We start from the raw sequence: 23,328 nt of genomic DNA, 5'->3' as shown, positions 1-23,328 counted from the left end.
ACGGCTCAGCGCGACTATAGCCGTCCAGGCCGCGGTGCAGGGGGTGTCGGCCCAAGGGCTCCTCGTCCCAAGGGTGATGCGACGCGGACCGAGAGATCCGCGACCTCAACGCCCCAGGTAGTCCTTGCGCAGCATGCAATGCACGCCCTTGTGCTGGTTGACCGTCTGTGTCACCCGCAGGTCGGCGGCGATGCTGCACAGGGCGTAGGCCTCGTCGCGGGTAATCCCGGCGCGGGCGACCACGAGGTCGATCATCTCGCGCAGCGCGCGCTCGGCACAGCGGTCGAGGTCGGGATCGAGGCCCATCGTGATCACGTGGGTCGGCGTCTCGGCCCGGGGAATCGTGAGCCGCAGGTCGCGGCGCAAGGCGAACTCGAAGGTGCCCGAGAGCGCGGTCTCGATCGCCGTGACGTTGACCTCGCCGTCGCCCTGCGCGCCGTGGCCGTCGCCGCAGGAGAACAGCGCCCCCTCGGTGAAGACCGGCAGGAAGAGCGTGCTGCCGGCGGTGAGCTCCTTGTTGTCGAGGTTGCCGCCGAAGGCGCGCGGGATGATCGAGGTGCAGCGGCCCCAGGCCGGCGGCGGGGCGACCGCCATCACGCCGAAGAACGGCGACAGCGGGATGTCGAGCCCCCAGGGCATCCGGGCGGTCAGGCGCTCGCGGTCGAGGGGGATGTTCATGTGGTGGAAGACCGGGAAGTCGTCCGGGAGCGTGCCGGCAAGCGGCCGGTGGCGGTTGAAGCCCCAGTCCTGGCGCAGGGCGACGTCCAGGATCCGCACCTCCAGCACGTCGCCGGGCCGCGCGCCCTCGATCGCCACCGGACCGGTCAGGATGTGGCCCGTCGGAATGCCGGTCTCGGCGGCGTGGATCGCCCGCAGCTCCGGGGGAACGTGGAAGCCCGCCGGCGGCAGGGCGTCGGGCCCGCCCGAGACGGTCTCGATCGTGACCCGCTCGCCGCTGCGGATGGTGAGGACCGGCCGCACCGAAGCGTCGAGGTAGCCCCAGCGGCAGGTCTCGGGCGAGGCGGTCAGGCGATGCGTCATGCGGCAGTATCCGGAATCGGCGGGCAGGAGACCGCAGCATCGCGCGCCGGCGGCGGCGCGTCGAGGGCCGCCCATCGCCCCGCGGGTGCTGCCGGATTCGGGCCCCGTGGCAATCCGCGGGGCGATGCCCACGAGGAGGATGGGCGGCACCAGCACCGTCTGCGAGACCCAAGCCCCCGGTCATGTCGCCGGGAAACGCCCTAATCCTTCATCGGGCACCCGCCGTCCTTCATCGGGCGGAACGCCTGGTCGCCGGCAATGGTGGTCACGAGCTTGTAGTAGTCGTAAGGCCGTTTGCTCTCCGAGGGACCCTTCACCTCGTAGAGGTACATGTCGTGCACCGCGCGTCCGTCCGGGCGGATCGTCACCGTGCCGAAGAGGGGGTCCTGGATCGGGGCCTTGCGCATCGCCGCCACGACCCGGTCGCCCTCGAGCGTGCCGGCGTCGCGCACCGCGCGGAGATAGGCCAGCGTCGCCGAGTACACCCCCGCATGGTCCTCCGTCGGGCGCCGGCCGTTCATGAGGGCGCCGAAGCGCTCGCCGAAGGCGCGCGTGCGCTCGTCGCGGTCCCAGTAGAATGCGGAAACGAGCTGCAGGCCCTGCGCGGTCGCGAGGCCCAGGGAATGGGTGTCGGAGAGCTGGATGAAGAGCGCGGCCACCTTCATCTTCGGCGTCAGCCCGAATTCGCCGGCCTGCTTGATCGCGTTGATCATGTCGGCCCCGGTATTGGCCAGCGCCAGGACCTGCGCGCCCGCGCTCTGGGCGGTGAGCAGCGCCGAGGAGAAGTCGCCGGTGCCGAGGGGAAGCCGCGACCCGCCGGCCGACCGGCCGCCCGCCTCGACGAGCGCCCGCGTGGCGTCGCGCTCGAGCGCGTGGCCGAGGGCGTAGTCGACGGTGAGGAAGTACCAGTTCTGCGCGCCGCGCTCGGCCAGCGCCCGCGCCGTCGCCGAGCCCTGCGCCCAGGTATCCGACACCCATTGCACGGTGGTGGGCGCGCAGAACTTCCCCGTCAGGTCGGACGTCATCGCGCTCGAGGCGAGCGCGACGCGGTTGCGCTCGCGCATCAGGTTGGCGACCGCGAGGGCGACGCCGGAATTCGGCAGGTCGACGATCGCCGAGACCTTCTCCTGGTCGAGCCAGCGCCGGGCGATGCCGAGGCCGATATCGGGCTTGTTCTGGTGGTCGGCGGAGAGGAGCTCGACCGTGACGCCGCCGCTCTCCCGCGCGAAGTCCTCGATCGCCAGACGGGCGGCGGCCACCGAGCCGGCACCGACCTGGTCGGAGAACGGCCCGCTCATGTCGCTCAGGACCCCGATGCGGACGGGCTGGTCGAGCGCTCGGGCCCAATCGGGCAGGCCGATGCAGGCCAGGGCGAGGGCAACGACCAACCGGAAGGTGCGACCAGGCTTCATCTCTCGTGATTCCCCGCCAAGTTCGACCGGACGATCGGTCGATCAGAAGATCTCGAAATACTCGCGCTGCTCCCAGTCGGTGACCTCGGCCTGGAAGCGCTCGATCTCCGCATTCTTGATGTGCGTGTAGTAGTCGACGAACGAGGAGCCGAGGGCGCCGCGAAAGAACGGATCCTCGTGCAAGGCATGGACCGCCTCCCGCAGCGACTTCGGCAGCAGCGGCGCCACGGCCTCGTAGGGCGTGTCGGCGCTCGGTCCGGGATCGAGGCCCCGGTCGGCGCCGTCGAGCCCGGCGAGGATCTGCGACGCCATGTAGAGGTAGGGGTTCGCCGCCGGCTCGCCGACCCGGTTCTCCAGCCGCGTGGCCGGGTCGCCCGGGCCGCCGAGGACGCGGATCATCACCCCGCGGTTGTCGCAGCCCCAGACGGCGCGGTCGGGCGCGAGCGAGTAGGACCGGTAGCGCTTGTAGCCGTTGATGGTCGGCGTCGTGAAGACGCCCGAGGCGCGCGCATGGGTCAAGAGCCCGCCCAGGAACCCCATGCCGAAGGCCGAGAGCGGCCCGGGGCCCTCGGTGGGCACGAAGGCGTTCGCCCCCGTCCGGAGGTCGCGCAGCGACTGGTGCAGGTGCCAGCCCGACGAGACCACGTTCGGGATGCGGGGCCGGCACATGAAGGTGGCGTGGTAGCCGTGGCGGCGGCAGATCTGCTTCACCGCGCTGCGAAACAGCACCATCAGGTCGGCGGGCACCATGCCGGTCGTCGGCTGGAAGGTGAACTCGCACTGGCTCGGACCGTACTCGACCTCGATCGAGCGCAGCGGCAGGCCGAGGGCGACGATGTCCTTGCGCAGGATCTCCAGGACCGGCTCGACCTGGTCGTAGCGCTGCTCGGTCAGGTACTGGTAGCCGTGCGAGATCAGGCTGACGTCGGGCGGCGTCCCGGGCTGGCCGGCATCGTTCGGCGCCATGCGGGGATCGTCGAGCTTGAAGACGTGGAACTCGACCTCGAGCCCCGCGACGTAGTCGAGCGACCGCCCGGACAGCGTGTCGAGGACGGAACGGTAGAGGCCGCGCGTGGCGAAGGGGACGGGACGGCCGTCGCGGAAGTAGAGGTCACAGAGCAGCCACCCGGTCCGCGGCGCCCACGGCAGCGTCCGGAACGTCGTGGGGTCGGGCACCATGACGACGTCGGCCGCGCCCTCCATCTCCCGCATCCCGAAGCCGCCGCCGGCGCTGAAGACCGGAAAGACGGTGCGGTGCGAGGTGTCCTTGGCGAGCATCGTCGTGGTGATCGCGCACCCGGCCTCGAGCGCCTTGACGGCCTCGGCGGCGACGAGCGTCTTGCCCCGCAGGATCCCGTGCTGGTCGGGGAAGGACAGGCGCACGGTGTCGATCCGGTCCGGGTCGCACCGCTCGCGCACCTCGCGGGCCGCGTCGGCCTGCGCGGTGCTCCACAATCCATGGTCCTGTACGAATGTCACGGCCGTCCTCCTCCGGCTCGGGCGGCGATCTGGGGCATTTTTCCGACGGATGGGGTACCGGCTCGTCGCGGAAAATGCGGCACAATCAGGGACCCGGAGAGCTCCGCGATGGCAGCGCGATCGTGAAGCGCTCCGGGCGCCGCCCTACTCGGCCGCGTCCCGGCGCGGCGCGGCGGACGCGGCCTGCGGGGCGAGGTCGGGGTTCCCGTCGGAGGGGAGGGCGGGCATCCACGGTGCTCCGCGGCGGCGGCGCACGTCCACGTCCATCCAGTAGGTCTCCCAGCCCTTCGACGGGCCGATCCCGTCCATCGTCGCGGGGCCCTGGATGCTTCTTGCGTGCCGCGCGTCGAGCACCATCAGCGGGGAGTCGCCCGAGGCGGCCTTGTCGATCTGCTCGCGCAGGATGCGGCGGTAGAGGATGATGGCCTTGTCCGACTGCCCGAGATGCTCGCGCGTCCGGTCCTGGATCGGCCCCATCGACTCGACGGCCCACTGGTCGTGGACGTTGATGTCGAGGCCCATCCCCGTATAGGTCGAATGGGCCTGCTCGTGCGGATCGAACCCGTAATCGTTGGTCTTGTTCTTGCGCGAGCGGTACTCGGGCAGCTCATAGAGTTCCAGGCGCTGGTCGCGCATCCGCTGCTTGTCGACCGGCGCTCCGTAGCTCGTGAAGATCGCGTACCAGTAGCAATGCTCATCGTCGACCGGGACGTGCCACTGCGTGATCGTCATGTCCGCCGACATCGGAATGACGAAGGCGTGCGGAAAGACCTGGTTCGTGACGCGGACGTGGGTGCGCTCCTGGTCGATCTCGCGCAAGGCGATCAGCCGCATGCCGTACTCCGTGCGCTCGACATTGATGATCGGCCGGTCGTACTCGCGCAGGATCTTCGTCATCGGCAGCTCGCTGTCGGCCGACGCGGCGCGGAACTGCTTGCCGTAGGAGGCGGCGGTGTCCTCGTCCTCGAAGAAGCGGTGCAGGAAGGAGGCGTGCGCCGGGTCGATCCCGACCTCGAGCGCCTGCAGCCAGTTGCACTCGAACAGGCCCTTGAACGCGAAGGTGTAGGCGTCGGGCGCGAGGAAGCAGTCGAGTTCGGGAAAGGCGGGCGGCTCGCCCTCGCCCAGATAGGCAAACAGGATCCCGCTGCGCGCGATCACCGGATAGGCGCGCTGCCGGACGTTCTGGCAGAGCCTGCTGCCCGCCGGCTCGGCGGGCGTCTCGAGGCAGCGTCCCTCCACGTCGAACAGCCAGCCGTGGAAGGCGCAGCGCAAGCCTCCATGTTCGAGCCGGCCGAAGGCGAGGTCGGCGCCCCGATGCGGGCAGTCGCGGTCGAGGAGGCCGTAGCGCCCGGCCTCGTCGCGAAACAGCACGAAGTTCTCGCCGAGCAGCCGCACCGGCACCACGGGGCGCTCGCCCTGCACCTCGTCCACGAGGGCGGCCGGCTGCCAGTAGCGGCGCATCAGCGTGCCGAGCGGCGTCCCCGGTCCGCTGCGGGTGATGTGGTCGTTCTGCTCACGGCTCATCATGGCGGCGGCCTCCGGCGAGCGTCTGCCCGCATTCGCTCGGGCTCATCGGCTTGTTCGTTGAACGAACACATGTTCGATTTTAAGTTGGTTTGGACGGGTTGCAAGCACGATCGGTGGGCAGGCCTCGCCCAACGCGGCGGCGTCCGGCGCCCACGATCGCGGCTCTTGCCAGGCCGCGCCGGGCCACGCACAGGGGCTCGGCTCATCGCACCGGATGCCGCACCAGAGCACTTCACGATCGCGCTGCAATCGCGAAGCTCTCTAAGTCCTTGTTTTGCCGCATACCTTCGACGAACCGGTATCCACTTCGTCGGAAAATGCTCTAGAGGCCGTTCCATGCCGCGCGTCAGACGTTCCGAGACCGAACAGCGACTCGTCGACGAGCACGGCCCGGACTTCTCCGAGGCCCTGGCGCGGGGATTGCGGGTGATCTCGGCCTTCGGTGCCGAGCGTCCGATGATGACGCTGGCCGACGTCGCCCGGGAGGTGGATCTCCCGCGGGCCACGGTGCGGCGGGCGCTCCACACCCTCGACCGCCTCGGCTACGTGCGGTCGGACGGACGGCTGTTCCAGCTGACGCCCAAGGTCCTGTCGCTGGCGACCGCCTACCTGGCCTCCAACAGCCTGTCGGCGACGCTGCAGCAGGCCGTCGAGCGGGTCGCGGGCCAGCTCAACGAGGCCTGCTCGGCGGCGATCCTGGACGGGGACGACATCGTGTTCATCGCCCGCGCCGGGCCGACCCGCCTGCTCGGCGTGGGCGTCGACATCGGCTACCGGATCCCGGCCTATTGCAGCTCGATGGGGCGGGTCCTCCTCGGCGGTCTCGACGACGGCGACCTCGCCGCGTTCCTGGAGCGCATCCGGCCCGAGCCGCTGACGCCGCAGACCCTCGTCGACCGCGCTGCCCTGCGGACCGCCATCCACCGCGACCGCGAGCGAGGCTACTCGCTCGTCGACCAGGAGGCCGAGGTGGGATACCGCTCCCTCGCGGTGCCGGTGCGGCGCTACGACGGGCGGGTCGTCTGTGCTCTGAATGCCGGTGCGAATGTCGACCGGGTCGCGGTGGAGCGGATGCTGGAGACGTTCCTGCCCGTCCTGCGCGACGTCGCGGCGGTCCTGGGACCCCAGATGGTGTGAGACGGCGCAGGGCGTCCGGTCATCGTTCCGACCGCTCCACGCGGCGGAGCTCGCGCGGTGAAGCCATAGGCTTCGCACGCCCGAGCGGAGCCGATCGTCCCGGTGCGACTGCGATCCGGCAGGATCGGCTCGAGCATTCGACCGGGAAGCGAACGATCCGCCAGGATCATCTCAAGCGGAGCGGGCCGGTCTTCCCCGGATCGGGACCGGCCACCGCAGCAGGCTCCTCGCGGCTGGTGCCGGCCCCGGCGGTGAGGCCGCGCATCGCGACGTCATCGGGGTTCGCGTCGCCTGGGATACCAAATCGATCTTAATGGTCAAAGGCTGGGCAGTCCAGGAGTATAATTTAGGCGAAGACGATTTTTGGCAAGTTATGCCAGTATGAGGGGCTTTACGCCACCGGTCTGGCTGCCTAACGTGGGATACCACCGCTGGAGCCATTGCCTCATGGCCGTCGAAGAGCCGGTACCGAGCAACATCGTGCCGCTGCCGCCTGCCGAGGGCGGCATCACGACTCAGGTCTATCTGCGCCTGCTGCGGGGGATCGAGCGGCGCGAGTACCGGCCGGGACGGCAGATGGACGAGCGCGGCCTGGCGGACGCCATGTCGGTATCCCGCACGCCTCTGCGCAACGCGCTGAGTCGGCTCCTCGGCGAGGGCTATCTCGAACGTCTCCCCAACGGCTCGCTCGCGGTCTGCGAGGTCGGCGCGGGCGAGGTGCTGGAGTTGCTGGCCGTGCGACAGCTGCTGGAGCCGGAAGCCGCCGCGCAGGCAGCCGGTCGCGTCGCGCTCGACGTGGCGATCGGCCTGCGTCGAAGGCTCCTCGACATCGATCCCCAGGAGCCCAGTCTGCTCGCCTGGCAGCTCGGCGACCGCATCCACGACCTCGTCGTCGAGCATTGCGGCAACCAGTCCCTGGCCAGGATCGTGGGCGATGCCCGCCGGCGCATCCACATGTCGCCGCTGGAGGACGTGTCGGGCCGGTTCGAGACGGCGAGAGCGGAGCATGTCGCCATTCTCGACGCTCTCGTCCGCGGTGACCCGGCAGAAGCCCGGCATGCGATGGCGGTGCATCTCGGCAACAGCCGTGCCGCTTTCCTCGCGGTCTTCGGGATCGGGCGATGATCATGCCGGCCGAGCCACGACCCGGTCTCACCGTCGCGATCGAGCCGCTGACGGCCGCGACGTTCGAGCCCTTCGGCGACGTCATCGCTCACGCGGGGAATGAGCGGCGCCGGTTCTTCCCGCAGGTCCTCGACCACGCGACCGAGGCGGGACAGGCGAGTTTCTGGGTTTCGCGCGTCGACGAGGTCGGTACGCTGCCTCTGACGGTGACGCTGCTCGAACGGCACCCCTTCTCGGCTCAGACCTTCCTGCCGCTCACCGGCGCGCGCTATCTCGCCATCGTGGCGCAGAGCGACGACGGCGGCGGACCGGACCTCGAGACGCTGCGCGCCTTCCTCGCTGAGCCGGGTCAGGGCGTCACCTACCGCCGCGGCGTCTGGCATCACGGCATGACGATCCTCGACGGGCCGGCGCAGTTCGCCGTGCTGATGCACAAGACCGGGCGTGACGACGACGACGTCTTCCTCACCCTCGCGGATCCCGTCATCGTCCGCCCGGTGAGGGCGCTTGCCGGAGGCACCGACGGATGAACAGGGACGTTCACCTCACGCGTGACTTCATCGGGTATGGCGCGACCCCGCCGCATCCGCGCTGGCCGCACGGCGCCCGGCTCGCGCTCAACCTCGCCATCAATGTCGAGGAGGGGTCCGAAGCCTCGTTTCCGGATGGGGACGGCCTGAGCGAGACGCGCCTCACCGAGGGGGGAGGGGGCTTCGAGGGCCGCGACCTCGCCGCCGAGTCGATGTTCGAGTACGGCAGCCGTGTCGGCTTCTGGCGCATCAACCGCCTGCTCGCCGAGCGCGGCCTGCCGGCGACGGTCTTTGCCTGCGCGCTCGCCCTCGAGCGCAACCCGGCGGCCTGCGTCGAGATCGCGGCGCGGGGCTACGACGTCTGCGCCCACGGCTGGCGCTGGGAACGCCACCAGGACCTGAGCGAGGACGAGGAGCGGGAGAGGATCGCGCGGACCGTCGAGAGCCTGAAACGGACGACAGGGCGGGGACCGGACGGCTGGTACTGCCGCTACGGACCGAGCGTCAATACGCGGCGGCTTCTCGTCGAGAACGGCTCCTTTGTCTACGATTCCGACGCCTATAACGACGAAATCCCGTACTGGACGCAGGTCCTGGGACGAAACCACCTCGTCCTGCCCTACAGCCTCGTGACCAACGACGCGAAGTTCATCGCCGGTCACGCCGCGACGGCGAACGACTTCTTCGAGAGCCTGCGGGACAGTTTCGACATGCTGTATCGCGAGGGCGCGCAGCAGCCGCGGATGATGTCCGTCGGCCTGCACCTGCGGATCGCCGGGCATCCCGGGCGTGCCGCCGGGCTCGAACGCTTCCTCGATCACGTGCTGCGACACGAGGACGTCTGGGTCTGCCGACGCGTCGAGATCGCCCGCCACTGGCGGGAGATGCATCCGCCTGCCGTCTGAGCACCGCCTTCAGGGCACCATCGAAAGAAGGAATCAACGATGATCGGACGTCTTTGCCGCCGGGTCGCGGCCGGTGCGATCGTGCTCGGCCTCGCCGCTCTGCCCGCCGTTGCGCAGGAGGCGGATCACCCGGGCGGCAAGACCCTCGTCGTGGGGACCGATTTCGGCGTCGCGCCGTGGATCATGCGCGGCGCCGGCGGTCCCGAGGGCTTCGGCAACGACCTCATCGTCGAGATCGCCAAACGGCTCGGGCGGCCCGGCGTCGAGATCGTCGACGTGCCGTTCTCCGGGCTGTTCGCCGCGCTCTTTGCCAAGCGCATCGAGTTCACGGTGAATCCGCTGAACATCACGGCGGAGCGGGCCGAGCGCATGCTGTTCACCGAACCGTTCTTCGCCACCGGAAACGGCTTCCTGACGCGCGCCGGCGAGACGATGAAGGGGTTCGAGGACCTCAAGGGCAAGTCGGTCTCGGTCAATCGCGGCACGATCTCGGACACCTGGGCCACCGCGAACGCCGAGAGATACGGCTTCGAGGTGCAGCGCTACGACAGCTTTCCCGACACGGTGCAGTCGGTGATCACGCGACGTTCCTTCGCCGCGTTGAACGAGATCCCGACCACCGTCTATGCCGCCAGCCGCAACAAGGCGCTCACCGTCGCGTTCAAGGACTTCAACGGTCGCAATTTCGGCTATGCCTTCCGGCTCGAGAGCGTCGCGTATCGCGACAAGGTCGAGGCCGTGATCGAGTGCCTGAAGGCCGAGGGCTGGCTCGCGAGGCTCTACGAGAAGTGGTACGGCACCGCGCCCGAGAAGGGAACCTCGATCGACGTCGTCTATCCCGGCTACGGCGCCCCGGGCTTCAAGAATTACGATCCGACGCCGCATGCTCCGGCCTGCAAGTGACCGGCCTGCAAGTGATCGTCCTGCGGCGGGGCGGTTGCCGGTGAGGCAAAGCCCTTCCGTGTTCAGCACCCGGCCATGAGCGGCCAAGCAGACTTGCCTTGGCAGGCCAACGTTTCGTCCGCTCAGGTTCTTGTTTTGCCGCCGATTTTTGGCGCCGAACCGGCATCCACTTCGGCGAAATCTGCTCAGGCCTCACACAATGTCGGAAGCGAGGCCGGCGGCTCCCGTCTCCCGACTCGTCCGAGCGCAGCATGGACCGGATCGTCGACAACTACTTCAATCTGCACGTCATGGCGGAGGCCTTTCCCGCCGTGCTGCGGGGGTTCGGCATCACCGTGCTGGTCACCGTGCTGGTGATCGCGTCCGGAGTCTCGGGCGGCCTCGGACTGGCCCTGCTGCGCACGCTGCGCATCCGCGTGGTCGACCTGCTGATCGTCGTCTATGTCGATGCCTTCCGGACGCTGCCGCAACTCGTCGTCATCATCGTCATCTATTTCGGCCTGCCCTATGCGGGGCTCGCGCTGTCGCCCTTCGTCACGATGGTCCTGGCGCTGGGCATGGTCCTGTCGGCCTTCGCGGCGGAAATCTTCTGGTCGGCGATGCTCGCCGTACCGAGGGGCCAGGGCGACGCCGCCCGCGCGCTCGGATTGCGGCCGCGCCACGTGCTGGCTCTGGTCGTCCTCCCCCAGGCCTTCCGCCTCGCCCTACCGATGCTGACCAACCGGGCGATCGCCATCGGCAAGGGCACGGCTCTGGGAACCGCGATCTCCCTGCCCGAAACGCTCGGCCAGGCGCAGAGCGTCATGGCGATCGTCGCCAATCCGTCACCGCTGACGCTCGCGGCGCTCCTCTATCTGGCGCTGTTCCTTCCGCTCGTCGCACTCAGCCGAGCGGTCGAGAGACGCTTCGGGCCTGGGCATTGAGGAGAGGGGCATGCTCGAACTCTTCACGGAAAACTTCCTCAACCTCGACTCGCTCATCCAGATCTATCCGCTGCTGTTGCAAGGGCTGCAATTCACGATCTTGCTGGCGGTCGTCGCCCTGCCTCTCTCGATCCTGTGGGGACTGGCATTGGCGATAGCCTATTCTTTCCACAATCGCGCGCTGAACATTTTCCTGATTTGCTATATCGACCTCGTGCGGGCGTTTCCGGTGGTGGTGTTGCTCGTGCTGATCTTCTACGGGCTGCCGCTCCTCGGCCTCAAGCTGGGAGGTTTCACCGCGGCGGTCCTGGCGATCGCGCTGAACAACTCCGGGTATTTCGGTGAGATTTTCCGTGCCGGCATCGAGTCGATCCCCAGAGGACAGCGCGAGGCGGGCCGGTCGCTCGGCCTGCGCGGCTGGCACGTGATCGCTCTCATCGTTCTGCCGCAGGCGCTGCGCAAGGCGCTGGCCCCCTTTGCCAGCAACTCGCTCGAACTGGTCAAGACGACGTCCATCGCGGCTCTCGTGGCGCTGCCGGAGCTGCTGCGCTCGGCCCGCGTCGCCCAGGAGCAGACCTACAACCCGACGCCGCTGATGGCGGCCGCGGCGATCTACGTCGTCCTGCTCTGGCCTTTCGCGCGCTGGGTCGCGGTGCTGGAGCGGCGCGCGCAGATGCAGCGCTGAGGCGGGAGACAACGTTCGGCCATGTCTCGCGGCACGGAAGCGACCATGAAGGTTCTGATCACCGGCGGCAGCGGCTTCGTCGGCCTCGCCCTGGCGGAAAGGCTGCTGGCGGATGGGGCGGAGGTCTGCCTCTTCTCCGCCGCGGCACCGCCTGACGCACTGGCCGGACGGCTCGCCTGCGAGCGCCTGCGCGTCGTCACGGGCGATGTCCGCTCGGCCGACGCGCTGGATGCGGCACTCGTGACGTGCGGGGCCACCCATCTCGTGCATGCCGCCGCGATCACGCCGGGACCGGAGCGGGAGATGCGCGAGGCCCGCACCATCCTCGACGTCAATATCGGCGGCACGGTCAATGCCATCGAGCGCGCTGCGGCGGCCGGCCTCGCACGGGTGGTCGTCGTCAGTTCGGTCGCCGTCTACGGCTTCTCTCCACCCGCCGCCTCGGGCCTCTACGAGGAGGCGGGCTCGGCGCCGGCGCCGGCGACGCTCTACGGCATCTCCAAGCTCGCCGCCGAGCAGGCGGCTCTGCGTCTCGGCGCTCTGCACGGGCTGGACACGAGGGTCGTTCGTCTCGGCCCGGTCTTCGGGCCGTGGGAATACGCCACCGGCCTGCGCGACGCGATGAGCCCCCACCGTCAGATCCTCGCCGCCGCCCGCCGGGGCCGGTCGATCGTCCTGCCGCGCCCGATGCGCGCGGACTGGCTCTATTCACGGGATGCCGGCGCCGGCCTCGCCGCGCTCCTGCGCAGCGACAGGCTGACCTGCCCGCTCTACAATCTCGGGGCCGGCCGGATGAGCGACCTGCCGCACTGGTGCGCCGCACTCGGCCGGGCCGGGCTGCACGCCGGCTGGCGCATGGCCCACGAGGGTGAGGAACCCGATATCCGCTACAATCTCGCGCAGGATCGGGCGGCGATGGCAACCCGGAGCATCGCGGCAGAGACGGGTTTTCGGCCGGGCGTCGACCTCGATGCGCAGGCCATGGATTATCTCGGCTGGGTCGAGGGCCTTTCTATTGAGGCAGCATTATGAATTGATCAGTATGTTTTCGATCTCAGCGCGAGAAAATACATCGCAATCGGCGGCGATCGCCGGCATAAATCCGGGATGGCGAATACGAGTTCCTGACCCGAGGCGGTCCATCACGACCTGTGTCCATGATGGCCGGTTCTAAGTGCTTCCGGTCATTGGGGTTCCTCTATCCCGCCACCCTGACGCTGACCATCACGCCGTGATCTCGCGGCGAACGCCTCGGCCATGAGCGTCGCGATCCGGTCTGCGCTCATCGGCAAGCGAGACCCGACCGGACGCTCCGCGAAAACGAAAACCGCGAAGCCCGGAAGCGCTGCCCCCGGACTTCGCGCGATCGTTGCTCTTGGTCTCTCAGAGGAACCCGATCGAGAACCACGGCACGAAGGTGAGGACCAGGAGGCCGAGGAACAGCGCGCCGAGATAGATCCAGATCCGGCGCATCCCGGCCTCGGGCGCCACTCCGCCGATGATGCAGGCGGCGTAGTAGCAGAGGCCGAAGGGCGGGGCGAAGAGGCCCAGTCCCATCGCCAGGATCACGATCATGCTGTAATGCACCTCGTGGATCCCGAACTGGTGCGCGATCGGGAACAGCAGCGGGCCGAACAGGACGATGGCCGGGATGCCTTCGAGCAGGCTGCCGAGCACGATGAAGGCCACCACCGAGATCAGCAGGAACCCGGTCTTGCCACCGGGCACCGCCGCCATCGCCCGGGCGAGGTCGTGCGAGAAGCCGGACTGGGTCAGCGCCCAGGCCATCGCGCTCGCCGCCCCGACGATGAACAGGATCGCCCCCGACAGCGAGGCGGTCCGCGCCAGCATCGGGATCACCTCCCGCCACTTCAGCCCGCCGCGATAGATGACGAGGCCGAGCACCAGCGAATAGGCGATGCCGATGGTCGAGACCTCGGTCGCCGTCGCGACGCCCTCCACCACCGCGGTGCGGATCAGGAACGGCAGCAGCAGGGCCGGCAGCGCGATCAGCAGGGTCTTCTTCACCACCGAGGCGGGCGCGCGCGGGATGACGACCGCGTCCTCCTCCCGCCCGGCGCGGTAGCGGGCCACGGCTGCCAGCACCAGGGCGAGCACCAGGGCCGGCAGGATCCCGGCCGTGAACAGGGCGGCGATCGAGACGCCGGTCGCCGACGCGATGGCGATCAGCACGATCGAGGGCGGGATCGTCTCGCTCATCGCCCCCGAGGCGGCGAGGATCGAGAGCAGCTCGCCGTCCTTCATCCCGCGCTTGCGCATCTCGGGAAACAGCACGGGCGCCACCGCCGCCATGTCGGCGGTCTTCGAGCCGGAGATCCCCGACACGAGCAGCATCGCGCCGAGCAGCACGTAGGACATGCCGGCCCGCACGTGGCCGAGCAGCGAGGCGAGGAAGGCCACCATCACCCGCGCCATCCCGGTCGCGTCGACGAGCTGGCCGAGCAGCACGAAGAGCGGGATGGCGAGCAGGATCAGGCTGCTCATCCCCTCGTCCATCCGCCCGACCACGATGGTGAGCGGCGTCGAGGTGGTGGTGAGGAGGTAGGCGGAGGTCGCGAGCGCGAACGAGAACGCGATCGGCACGCCGGCGAGGATCCCGACCCCGAGGAGCCCGACGAAGAATACGAGCAGCGCCCAGTTGCCCATGCCGGTGAGCACCGGCGCGCCGAGGGCGAGGAGCCCGACGAGGCCGAGGAGCACGGCGCCGACGCCGAGGAGGTCGGCCGGGCGGTGGCGGGCGAGGCGCAAGGCGCAGGCGAGCAGCGCCAGCACGAAGCCGACCGGCACGGCGAGGGCCCGCACGGTGCCCGACCAGCCGAGCGCCGGCGTCTCCACGAAGGACTGGTCCTCGGTGTAGTCGTAGGCGGCGTGCATCAGCAGCACCAGGAAGGCGAAGACGGTGCCGATGGCGAGCGCCTCGCACCAGGCCCGGGCGCGCGGCGACAGCCCGCCGACCACGAAGGTCAGCCGCATGTGCTCGCCGCGCTGCACCGCCACGACGCTGCCGAGCATCGCGAGCCACAGGAACAGGATCGAGGCGAGTTCGTCGCTCCAGATGATCGAGTGCCCGATCGCCCGCGAGACGATGCCGGCGAACAGGATGACCGCCTCGGCGGCGACGAGGACCGCCGCCGGCACCTCCACGACGAGGCGCAGGGCCCGCTCGGCGGAGGCGAGCCAGTCGGCGGGCAGGGCGGCAGGCCGGGCGCCCGCGTGGGTGTCGGCGAGCGCGCTCATGCCAGCCCCCCGGTCACGGCCTCGAGCGCCTTCCAGGCCTCGGGCCCGAACTTCTCCTTCCAGTCGCGGTAGAAGCCGGCCTGGGTCAGTGCCTTGCGGAACGCCGCCTTGTCGGCGCTCTCGAAGACGAGGCCGCGGCCGGCGAGCTGGGTCTTGAGCGTGCCGCCGAGGCGCACCACGTCCTCGCGCTGCTCGGTGGCGGCGCGGTCGAGCTCGCGCCGGACGATCTCCTGGAGCGCTTCGGGCAGCTTCCCGAAGGCGCGCCGGTTGGCCACGATCCAGAAGGGATCCCAGATGTGGTTGGTCTCCGAGACGTATTTCTGCACCTCGTAGAGCTTGCCGGCCTCGATCGCCACGAGGCCGTTCTCCTGGCCGTCGACGAGGCGCGTCTGCAGCGCGGTGTAGAGCTCGTTGAAGTTGATCGAGGTCGGGCTCGCGCCCAGCGCCGAGAACAGCGAGGTGAAGATCGGCGCCACCGGCACGCGGATGCGGTAGCCCTTGAGGTCGTCGGGCGTCTTGATCGGTTTGGCGCCCGAGGTGATCTGCCGGAAGCTGTTGTCGGCGGCCTTGGCGGGGATGACGAGGCCGGCCTTCTCGACCTGGGCCCGGACGTACTGGCCGATCGGACCGTCGACCCCGCGCCAGACCTGGTCGTAGTCGGAGAAGGCGAAGCCCACATTGGTGATCGCCGCGCCGGCTGCGACGGTCGAGATCACCGAGCCGGCGATGTTGAGGAACTCGATCCCGCCGCTGCGGACCTGGGTGATCAGGTCGGTGTCCGAGCCGAGCTGGCTTGCCGGGAAGAACTTCATCTCCATCCGCCCGCCGGAGGCCTCGCGGATGCGGGCGCAGGCCTGCTCGAGCCGGGCGTTGATCGGCTGGGTCAGGGACTGGCCGGTGGCGAGCTTGTAGGTGAACTCGGCGGCGCGCGCCGGCCGGGTGCGGATCGCGACGAGCGGCACGGCGGCGGCGCCGGCCAGGAACAGGCGGCGCGAGGGTCCGGCTTCGGGCTTGGACGTCATGGGTTTCCTCCGGCGCACCGGCATCCGCGGGGCTCGCGGTGCGGCATCGTTCAGGCCGAGGCGGAGGAGGCGCGAGGCTTGGCGCTCGTCGTCCTCCCTTGTGCGGCGCCCCTGTTCCGGGGCGTCCCGCCTCGCTGGGAACCGACACTACGGAAGAGCGTCCATGTAGGACAATCCAGATTATTTGCGCATCCGTGTAGCTCCGCTACAGTGTCGGGATGACGGTCCCGCTCCGCGCCATCACGGTCTTCCACGCCGTCGCCCGCTCCGGCAGCATCACCCGGGCGGCGGAGGATCTCGGCGTCACGCCCTCGGCGGTGAGCCAGCAGATCCAGGCGCTGGAGCTCAGCCTCGGCACAGCGCTCATCGGCAAGGCCGGCCGCAACATCGTGCTGACGGAAGCCGGCGAGCGCTACTTCGAGATGATCGGGGCCGAGATCGACCGAATCATGGAGGCGACGGAGCGCATCCAGGGCTTCCGCTCGGTGACGACGCTGACCGTGCGGGCGACCCCGAGCCTGTCGACGAAGTGGCTGCTGCCGCGGCTCGCCAGCTTCATCACGGCGCATCCGGACATCGAGCTGCGCCTCGACGGCACCAACGAGCCGACCGCGTTCCAGAAGGAGAACGTCGACATCGAGATCCGCCACGGCACCGGCGGCTGGCCCGGCCTGTTCGCCGAGGGGCTGGTGGAGGAACGCTTCCGGCCGGTCTGCGCTCCCACGCTCGCCGCGCCCGGCAGCCTCGCGGCGGCGGACCTGTCCCGCCACCTCTTGATCCACTCGGTGAAGTCGCAGGTGCAGTGGGCGCACTGGTTCAAGCTCGCGGGCTCGGTGCCGGCGGCGCGCTGGCGCCGCCTCCTGTTCGACCGGACGCACATGGCGATCGACGCCGCCGCCGGCGGGCTCGGCGTCGCGCTCGAGAGCGACCTGATGCTGTGGGGCGACCTGCGGGCCGGGCGCTTGGCCTGCCCGCTCGCCGCACCGCCGCGGATCGCCCTCGTCACCCAGTGGGTGACGTGCCCGCCCGACCACCTGCGCCACCGCAAGGTCCGCGCCTTCCTCGACTGGATCCGGCGCGAGCGCGACGCCTGGGCGTTGGAGCGGGACGCCGCGAGCCTTTAGCGCCGCTTCATGGTCGGCTCGGAAAACTGGATTGTCCTTCACGGATTCGGCTTCTAGCGTTCCGGTCGTTGGATCCCGCCCGCTCGACCGTGCTCGCAGGCCGCTCTCGCGGGATCGCGCCGAGACCGGCCCCGCCGTCCTTCGAGGACCGGCGGCGAGAGCCGGCCGGCCCTAGGAGGAAATCGATGAACCTCTCCACCCTGCTCCTCGCCCGTGCCTCCGCCGGCAAGCCGGTCCGCGTCGGCCTGATCGGCGCCGGCAAGTTCGGCTCGATGGTGCTGGCCCAGGCCCAGCGCATCGAGGGCCTGCACGTCGTCGCCGTCGCCGACCTCGATGCCGGCCGCGCCCGCGCCTCGCTCGCCCGCGTCGGCTGGCCGGAGGAGCGCTACGCCGCGACCTCGATGGGCGACGCGGTCAAGAGCGGCCGCACCTTCGTCACCGAGGATGCCGGGGCGCTCAGCGCCTGCGCCGAGATCGAGTGCATCATCGAGGCGACCGGCCACCCGATCGCCGGCATCCGCCACGCCATCCAGGCGATCGACGCGCGCAAGCACGTCGTGATGGTCAACGTCGAGGCCGATGTGCTCTGCGGTCCGCTGCTCGCCGAGCGGGCGCGGCGTCAAGGCGTCGTCTACTCGATGGCCTACGGCGACCAGCCGGCGATCATCTGCGAGCTCGTCGACTGGGCCCGCTCCTGCGGCTTCGAGCTGACCTCGGCCGGCAAGGGCATGAACTTCGAGCCGCGCTACCGCTACTCCACCCCCGACACGGTCTGGGGCTTCTTCGGCTGGTCCGAGGAGGAGGTGAAGAAGGGTGACTTCAACCCGAAGATGTACAACTCGTTCACCGACGGCACCAAGGCGGCGATCGAGATGGCGGCGGTGGCCAACGGCACCGGGCTCGACTGCCCCGACGACGGCCTCGCCTTCCCGCCGACCGGCCTGCAGGACCTCGCCCGGGTCTTCCGTCCGGTGAGCGACGGCGGGCGGCTGCCGCGCTCGGGCCTCGTCGACATCGCGGCGAGCCAGGAGCCGGACGGGCGCGAGGTGTTCAACAACATCCGCTACGGCGTGTTCGTCACCTTCAAGGCGACGAGCGAGTACACCAAGGCCTGCTTCAAGCAGTACGGCCTGCTCACCGACCCGTCGGGCTGGTACGGCTCGATGTGGCGGCCGTTCCACATGATCGGGCTCGAGACCAGCGTCAGCGTGCTCTCGGCCGTTCTGCGCAACGAACCGACCGGCTGCTCGAAGGAGTTCCGCGGCGACGCGGTGGCGACCGCCAAGCGCGACCTCAAGCCGGGCGAGATGCTCGACGGCGAGGGCGGCTACGCGGTGTGGGCGAACGCCATTCCCGCCTCGAAGAGCCTCGCGCTGGGCGCCCTGCCGATCGGGCTGGCCCACAACGTCAAGCTCAAGCGCGCGGTCGCCCGCGACCAGATCGTGAGCGTCGACGACGTCGAGCTGGTCAACGATCTCGACGTGGTGGCCCTGCGCCGCCAGATGGAGGACACCACCCGGCAGATGGCGGCCCCGAAGGCCGCCTGACGCCCGACGATCGGCGGCGCCGGAGACGATCCGGCGCCGCGCGTGCCTCTCCCTCCCGCGAGTCCCGTCATGCCCTCCCCGCCCCGGCCCTTCGTGGTCATCGCCGAGTTCCGGGTGAAGCCCGGCTGCCTCGACGCCTTCCTCGACCTCGCCCACGACGACGCCCGCTCCTCCGTCGCCGGCGAGCCCGGCTGCAGCGCCTTCGATGTCGCGGTGAGCGAGAGCGACCCGCGCACGGTGGTGTTCTACGAGGTCTACGACGACCGCGCCGCCTTCGACGCCCATCTCGAGACCCCGCATCTCGCCCGCTTCCGAGCCGGTTTCCCGGCCCTGATCGAGGAGGAGCGCCCGGTGCGCTTCCTTGCCCGCACCGCGAGCGGGGCGGAGAGCCGCTGATGGCCCCGCTGACGGTCGGCTTCCTCGGGACCGGCATCATGGGCGCCCCGATGGCGCGCAACCTGTGCCGGGCGGGGTACGCCGTGCGCGCCTGGAACCGCTCGCCCGACAAGGCCGCCGCCCTCGCGGAGGCCGGAATCAGCCTCGCCGCCGACCCGGGCGAGGCGGCGCGCGGCGCCGACGCGGTGATCTGCATGCTGAGCTCCGGCCCGGTCTGCGACGAAATCCTGCTCGGGCCCGGGGGGGTCCTCGCGGCGATGGCGCCCGGCAGCCTGCTCGTGGTGACGAGCTCGATCCCGGTCGAGACCGCGCAGCGCCAGGCCTCTGCTGCGGCGCAGGCCGGTCTCCACTACGTCGACGCCCCGGTCTCCGGCGGTGAGCGCGGCGCGATCGCCGGCACCCTGGCGATCATGGCCGGCGGCAGCCCGGAGGCGTTCGGACGGGCCGAGCCCGTCCTCGCCGCGATGGGGCGCCCGACCCATGTCGGCCCGGCGGGCTGCGGACAGCTGGCCAAGCTCGCCAACCAGGCGATCGTCGCATCGACGATCGTCACGGTGGCGGAGGCGATCACCTTCGTCGAGCGCGGCGGTGCCGACCCCGCCAGGGTCCGCGAGGCTCTCCTCGGGGGCTTCGCCGACTCGACGATCCTCAAGCAGCACGCCCTGCGGATGATCGAACGCGATTTCGCGCCGGGCGGCCCGGCGAAGTACCAGGTCAAGGACACCGGAACGGCGCTCGCCCACGCGGCGACGCTCGGCCTGGCGCTGCCCGTCCTGTCCCTCGTCGATCGGATGTTTTCAGACATGGTCGCGCACGGCGACGGTGACCTCGACCATAGCGCCGTCCTCCGCGAGCTTTACCGCCGCAACGACCTGCCTCCTCCCTAGCAGCGCCACGCGTTTCGGATCGGGGTGCCGGCGTGGACCGCCGCGCCTGCCAAGCCGACGTCAGACACGCGAGCGCGAGGCAGGCTCGAGAGGCGTGCCAGTAGCTCAGCCTCGTCCCGAGGCCGTCACGACCGGCCCTGGCCACGGACGCGACGACCTCGATGCTCTGCCGCTCCCAGCCTCTGATCGTCGTCCGGTCGGCACGCAGCGGCGCGCCAATCGACGTCGATCGACCGCCAGAACCCCGGCCTACGGGGCGGCGGACCGTATCGCGCTCGCGGTGCTGACGGCGACGCGACCGACCTGAGATGGGGAGCGCAACCATGCCGATGACCATGGCCACCGACCCTGCCGAGACCGCCGCCTTCCTGCGCGATGCCCGCGCCGGCCTGTCGGCGCAGGTCCGGTCCCTGCCGGGCAAGTACCTGTGGGACGTCGAGGGCTCGACGCTGTTCGACCGGATCTGCGGCACGCGCGACTACTACCCGACCGGCCGCGAGATGACGCTCCTGCCCGCGGTGGCGGCGGAGGTCGCCGGCCTGGTCGGGCCCGGCGCCACGGTCGTCGAGTACGGCAGCGGGGCGAGCCGCAAGATCCGCGTCCTCCTCGACGCGCTCGCGCAGCCCGCGCGCTACGTCGCGCTCGACATCTCGTGGGATTTCCTCAAGGCCGCCATCGACCGGCTCAGCCTCGATTATCCCGGCGTCGCGATGATCCCGGTCCACGCCGACTACTCGCAGCCGATCGCGCTCCCGGTCGACCTGGCGGGCGGGCCGGTCCTCCGCTTCTTTCCCGGCACCAGCATCAGCAACTTCTCACGCCCGCAGGCGGTCGCCTTCATGGAGCGCGCCCGGGCGACGCTCGGGTCGGGCTGGTTCCTGATCGGCGTCGATCCGACCCGCGACCGCGACCGGCTGCTGCGGGCCTATGGCGGAGCCGAGGGACTGATGGCGGCGCTCCACCTGAACCTGCTCGCCCGGGCCAACCGCGAACTCGGCGCGAGCTTCGACCTCGACGCCTTCCGGCACGAGGCGCGGGTGCTGCCCGAACCGTTCCGGGTCGAAGCTCATCTGGTGGCGACCCGGGACACCGAGTGCCGCCTCGACGGCGAGGTCCACCGCGTCGCGGCCGGCGACAGCATCCACACCGACAATTCCTACAAATACGCGCCCGGGCGTTTCGCGAGATCGCGCGGGAGAGCGGCTGGATCCCCGAGGCGGTGTGGCTGGACGAACTCGGCGTGTTCAGCCTGCACCTGCTGCGCAGCCCCTGATGCCGCCGGTGGCAAGCGGACGTCGAACGGGGTGACGGAGCGAAACCAGGGACCGGCATCGGGACACAGGATCCACGTGGAAAAAAGACACGCATGAGGATGCATGTGCAAGGAACTTCGTTCACCTCGACCGAACAGGGACGGGTATCGAGCGGGCGATCGCCGGCCAGGTCCGGCGCAGGATTGTCGCGCAACGATCCTCTGCCCGTGGGGCCGGCTCACCTGCCGCTGCCCCGGGACGACCGCCACCATCCGCAGGTCGAGGCCTTCCGGGCGTTCATCGGCGCGGCCGGCTTTCCGTGCGTCGGGGCCAAGGCGGCCTTGTCCCGCGGCCGGATGCGCATCCTCGTCGCACGCAGCCTGACCTCGGCCTGGGACGACATGCGGATCTACCCGGCCCTCCTCGCCTTCGCGGCGCAGTACCGGGCGCAGCCCGACCTGTTCCAGAGTTTCGCCGTCGTGTTCGAAGGGCCGGATGCCGCGGATCCGGGGCGGTTGGGCGAGGAGGCGTTCGAGCGCCACCTCTGGGAGCGCCTGCAATCGCTCGCCGGCAAGGATGCCTGGCTCGGCCACCCTTGGGACGAGCGCGTGGCGGCCGATCCGGGCAACCCGCATTTCTCCGTGAGCTTTGCCGGCGAGGCCTTCTTCGTGGTCGGCCTGCATCCCGGGGCCAGCCGGCCGGGCCGGCGCTTCTCCTCACCCGCCCTGGTGTTCAATCGTCGCCGGCAATTCGAGCAACTGCGCGAGGCCGGGCGCTACGAGAAGCTGCGCGCCGCGATCCTGGAGCGGGATGTGGCGCTGGCGGGCTCGGTCAATCCGATGCTGGCGCGTCACGGCGAGGTGTCGGAGGCGCGCCAGTATAGCGGCCGGGCCGTCGGCGAGGGCTGGCGCTGCCCGTTCCGGCCGCCGGCACAGGCCGGGTCCCCCGCCGGCGCGTCCCGGACCGGCGCACCTCCAGCGGACATTTCCAAGGCCGGAGACCCCGATGCGCTCTGACGATCGCGTCCACGAGATCGCGCCGCGATCGGGCGTGGCCTTCACAATCGACAAGGGCGACCGCCTGACCGTCATCGACCCGCGGGGCGAGCAGGTGGCGGATCTCCTCGCTTTCAACCGGCACGACGTCGACGAGGTCATCTCCTCCGGACGCACCCTCGATTATGCGAGCCGGATCTACCTGACCACGGGAGATTCCCTCTACTCGAATCGCTCGAACGTGCTCCTGCGTATCGTTGAGGACACGGTGGGCCAGCATGACTTCCTGCTGACCCCCTGCTCGGTCGACACCTTCCGCATCATCTACGGCGACATGCAACCGCATCGCGGCTGCTTCGGCAACCTCGCCGCGGCGCTGGCGCCGTTCGGGATCGCGCCCGACCGGATCCCGGTGGCGTTCAACTGCTTCATGAACGTCGTCGTCGACGGCGCGACGGGGACGCTCAGCGTCGAGCCGCCGCTCAGCCGCGCCGGCGACCGCATCACCTTCGAGGCCGCCACCGACCTCGTCGTCGGCCTGACCGCCTGCTCCGCTCTGCAGTCGAACAATGGTCGCTTCAAGCCGATCCACTATCACGTCGATCGGCACACCACCGCCGGACGTGCATCGTGAGTGGTGTCTCGATGCCGCTCGCCGGGGCGCCCGCGCTTGGCGACCATGTGCTTCCAGGAGCGGGCCACCGGCAGGCGCATAGGTGCCGCCCGACTGCATAAGTCGGGCCGTACGAAACCGTTGCGTGACGGCAATCTATCGGGATGATTCGGCTTTCAGCAAGCCTGGCGGAGAGGGAGGGACTGTCCAAGCAGACTTAAAAACTCAATGAAATCAGCGGCTTCGCGTTCGGCTTTCCATACGCTTTGTACCAGCCCTTTGTACCCCGTGTCCAGACTGCCTTGATAGGTGGCGTTGCGACTCAGGGGTCCGACTTGCCCCTATTCATGGGCAAGCGGCTACCCTGCACGAGCTCTCCAATCTCGGGGTCTGTCCGCACGAGCGCCTTACGATGGGCGGCGAACTTCGCTTCAAGCTCCTCGGGGCCATACGCGAGCCTGACTCGGAGAGCCTTCGCGACTTGGCAATGGGAAATCCGTGAACGCGGTGGCGTAATCCATCGACGTGGCGAAGGCGGTTTGGCGCGCCGCGACCAACCCGGCCTG

Annotated in this window: 21 protein-coding genes; 15 read left to right on the top strand and 6 right to left on the bottom strand. The window is 69.8% G+C overall.

Annotated elements, in window-relative coordinates; all coding sequences use genetic code 11:
• Positions 1-105 precede the first annotated feature (105 nt).
• The 4 genes from ACS5PV_RS10210 to ACS5PV_RS10195 form a co-directional block, all read right to left on the bottom strand.
• Positions 106-1,041 (bottom strand): acetamidase/formamidase family protein, encoded by a 936-nt coding sequence (locus ACS5PV_RS10210; protein ID WP_455395224.1) that lies wholly within the window; start codon positions 1,039-1,041, stop codon positions 106-108.
• A gap of 200 nt (positions 1,042-1,241) precedes the next feature.
• Positions 1,242-2,453 (bottom strand): ABC transporter substrate-binding protein, encoded by a 1,212-nt coding sequence (locus tag ACS5PV_RS10205; RefSeq protein ID WP_455395223.1) that lies wholly within the window; start codon positions 2,451-2,453, stop codon positions 1,242-1,244.
• 42 nt (positions 2,454-2,495) lie between these two features.
• Positions 2,496-3,932, bottom strand: coding sequence for a glutamine synthetase family protein (locus tag ACS5PV_RS10200; RefSeq protein ID WP_455395222.1), 1,437 nt, complete (start codon positions 3,930-3,932; stop codon positions 2,496-2,498).
• A gap of 144 nt (positions 3,933-4,076) precedes the next feature.
• Positions 4,077-5,459, bottom strand: coding sequence for an aromatic ring-hydroxylating dioxygenase subunit alpha (locus ACS5PV_RS10195; protein WP_455395221.1), 1,383 nt, complete (start codon positions 5,457-5,459; stop codon positions 4,077-4,079).
• 336 nt (positions 5,460-5,795) lie between these two features.
• Here ACS5PV_RS10195 and ACS5PV_RS10190 point away from each other — a divergent pair, with 336 nt between their 5' ends.
• From ACS5PV_RS10190 to ACS5PV_RS10155, 8 genes are all read left to right on the top strand, one after another.
• Entirely contained in the window at positions 5,796-6,596 is an 801-nt protein-coding gene (locus ACS5PV_RS10190; RefSeq protein ID WP_455395220.1) for an IclR family transcriptional regulator domain-containing protein, read from the top strand.
• A 447-nt stretch (positions 6,597-7,043) separates the two neighbouring features.
• Positions 7,044-7,721: a GntR family transcriptional regulator gene (locus ACS5PV_RS10185; protein WP_455395219.1), complete on the top strand. Its 678-nt coding sequence runs from the start codon at positions 7,044-7,046 to the stop codon at positions 7,719-7,721.
• Positions 7,718-8,251, top strand: coding sequence for an ureidoglycolate lyase (locus ACS5PV_RS10180; protein ID WP_455395218.1), 534 nt, complete (start codon positions 7,718-7,720; stop codon positions 8,249-8,251). Before ACS5PV_RS10185 ends, ACS5PV_RS10180 begins: the two co-directional genes overlap by 4 nt.
• On the top strand, positions 8,248-9,156 hold the full coding sequence (locus tag ACS5PV_RS10175; RefSeq protein ID WP_455395217.1) for an allantoinase PuuE: 909 nt from the start codon (positions 8,248-8,250) through the stop codon (positions 9,154-9,156). Before ACS5PV_RS10180 ends, ACS5PV_RS10175 begins: the two co-directional genes overlap by 4 nt.
• A gap of 39 nt (positions 9,157-9,195) precedes the next feature.
• On the top strand, positions 9,196-10,059 hold the full coding sequence (locus ACS5PV_RS10170; protein ID WP_455395216.1) for a substrate-binding periplasmic protein: 864 nt from the start codon (positions 9,196-9,198) through the stop codon (positions 10,057-10,059).
• 251 nt (positions 10,060-10,310) lie between these two features.
• Positions 10,311-10,982: an amino acid ABC transporter permease gene (locus ACS5PV_RS10165; protein ID WP_455395215.1), complete on the top strand. Its 672-nt coding sequence runs from the start codon at positions 10,311-10,313 to the stop codon at positions 10,980-10,982.
• A gap of 10 nt (positions 10,983-10,992) precedes the next feature.
• Positions 10,993-11,667, top strand: a complete 675-nt coding sequence (locus ACS5PV_RS10160) for an amino acid ABC transporter permease (RefSeq protein WP_455395214.1) — start codon at positions 10,993-10,995, stop codon at positions 11,665-11,667.
• A gap of 45 nt (positions 11,668-11,712) precedes the next feature.
• Positions 11,713-12,699: an NAD-dependent epimerase/dehydratase family protein gene (locus ACS5PV_RS10155; RefSeq protein ID WP_455395213.1), complete on the top strand. Its 987-nt coding sequence runs from the start codon at positions 11,713-11,715 to the stop codon at positions 12,697-12,699.
• A gap of 351 nt (positions 12,700-13,050) precedes the next feature.
• On the opposite strand, the gene ACS5PV_RS10150 is transcribed toward ACS5PV_RS10155, so the two are convergent.
• Complete coding sequence (locus ACS5PV_RS10150) at positions 13,051-14,925, bottom strand: TRAP transporter large permease (protein WP_455395212.1); 1,875 nt, start codon at positions 14,923-14,925, stop codon at positions 13,051-13,053.
• Positions 14,922-15,947: a TRAP transporter substrate-binding protein gene (locus tag ACS5PV_RS10145; RefSeq protein WP_455395211.1), complete on the bottom strand. Its 1,026-nt coding sequence runs from the start codon at positions 15,945-15,947 to the stop codon at positions 14,922-14,924. The genes ACS5PV_RS10150 and ACS5PV_RS10145 overlap by 4 nt, the downstream gene beginning before the upstream one ends.
• 218 nt (positions 15,948-16,165) lie before the next feature.
• On the opposite strand from ACS5PV_RS10145, the gene ACS5PV_RS10140 reads away from it, so the two are divergent.
• The 7 genes from ACS5PV_RS10140 (at position 16,166) to ACS5PV_RS10110 (ending at position 22,783) form a co-directional block, all read left to right on the top strand.
• Positions 16,166-17,071: a LysR substrate-binding domain-containing protein gene (locus ACS5PV_RS10140; RefSeq protein ID WP_455395210.1), complete on the top strand. Its 906-nt coding sequence runs from the start codon at positions 16,166-16,168 to the stop codon at positions 17,069-17,071.
• 185 nt (positions 17,072-17,256) lie between these two features.
• Positions 17,257-18,618 carry an NAD(P)H-dependent oxidoreductase gene (locus tag ACS5PV_RS10135; protein ID WP_455395209.1) on the top strand — a complete coding sequence of 454 codons (1,362 nt, stop codon included), beginning with the start codon at positions 17,257-17,259 and terminating at the stop codon, positions 18,616-18,618.
• A gap of 69 nt (positions 18,619-18,687) precedes the next feature.
• Positions 18,688-19,014, top strand: a complete 327-nt coding sequence (locus ACS5PV_RS10130; RefSeq protein WP_455395208.1) for a putative quinol monooxygenase — start codon at positions 18,688-18,690, stop codon at positions 19,012-19,014.
• Positions 19,014-19,901 carry an NAD(P)-dependent oxidoreductase gene (locus ACS5PV_RS10125; RefSeq protein ID WP_455395207.1) on the top strand — a complete coding sequence of 296 codons (888 nt, stop codon included), beginning with the start codon at positions 19,014-19,016 and terminating at the stop codon, positions 19,899-19,901. The genes ACS5PV_RS10130 and ACS5PV_RS10125 overlap by 1 nt, the downstream gene beginning before the upstream one ends.
• Positions 19,902-20,224: 323 nt before the next feature.
• Entirely contained in the window at positions 20,225-21,271 is a 1,047-nt protein-coding gene (locus tag ACS5PV_RS10120) for an L-histidine N(alpha)-methyltransferase (RefSeq protein ID WP_455395206.1), read from the top strand.
• Between the two features lie 125 nt (positions 21,272-21,396).
• Positions 21,397-22,170: a guanitoxin biosynthesis heme-dependent pre-guanitoxin N-hydroxylase GntA gene (gntA, locus tag ACS5PV_RS10115; protein WP_455395536.1), complete on the top strand. Its 774-nt coding sequence runs from the start codon at positions 21,397-21,399 to the stop codon at positions 22,168-22,170.
• A complete protein-coding gene (locus ACS5PV_RS10110) occupies positions 22,160-22,783 on the top strand; it encodes a DUF1989 domain-containing protein (RefSeq protein ID WP_455395205.1) in 624 nt (207 codons plus the stop codon). Before gntA ends, ACS5PV_RS10110 begins: the two co-directional genes overlap by 11 nt.
• Positions 22,784-23,328: the final 545 nt, after the last annotated feature.

It is taken from the genome of Methylobacterium sp. Gmos1 (assembly GCF_053764715.1).
Note: the sequence above shows the minus strand (reverse complement) of the source record. Positions and strands in the feature narration are given on the sequence as shown.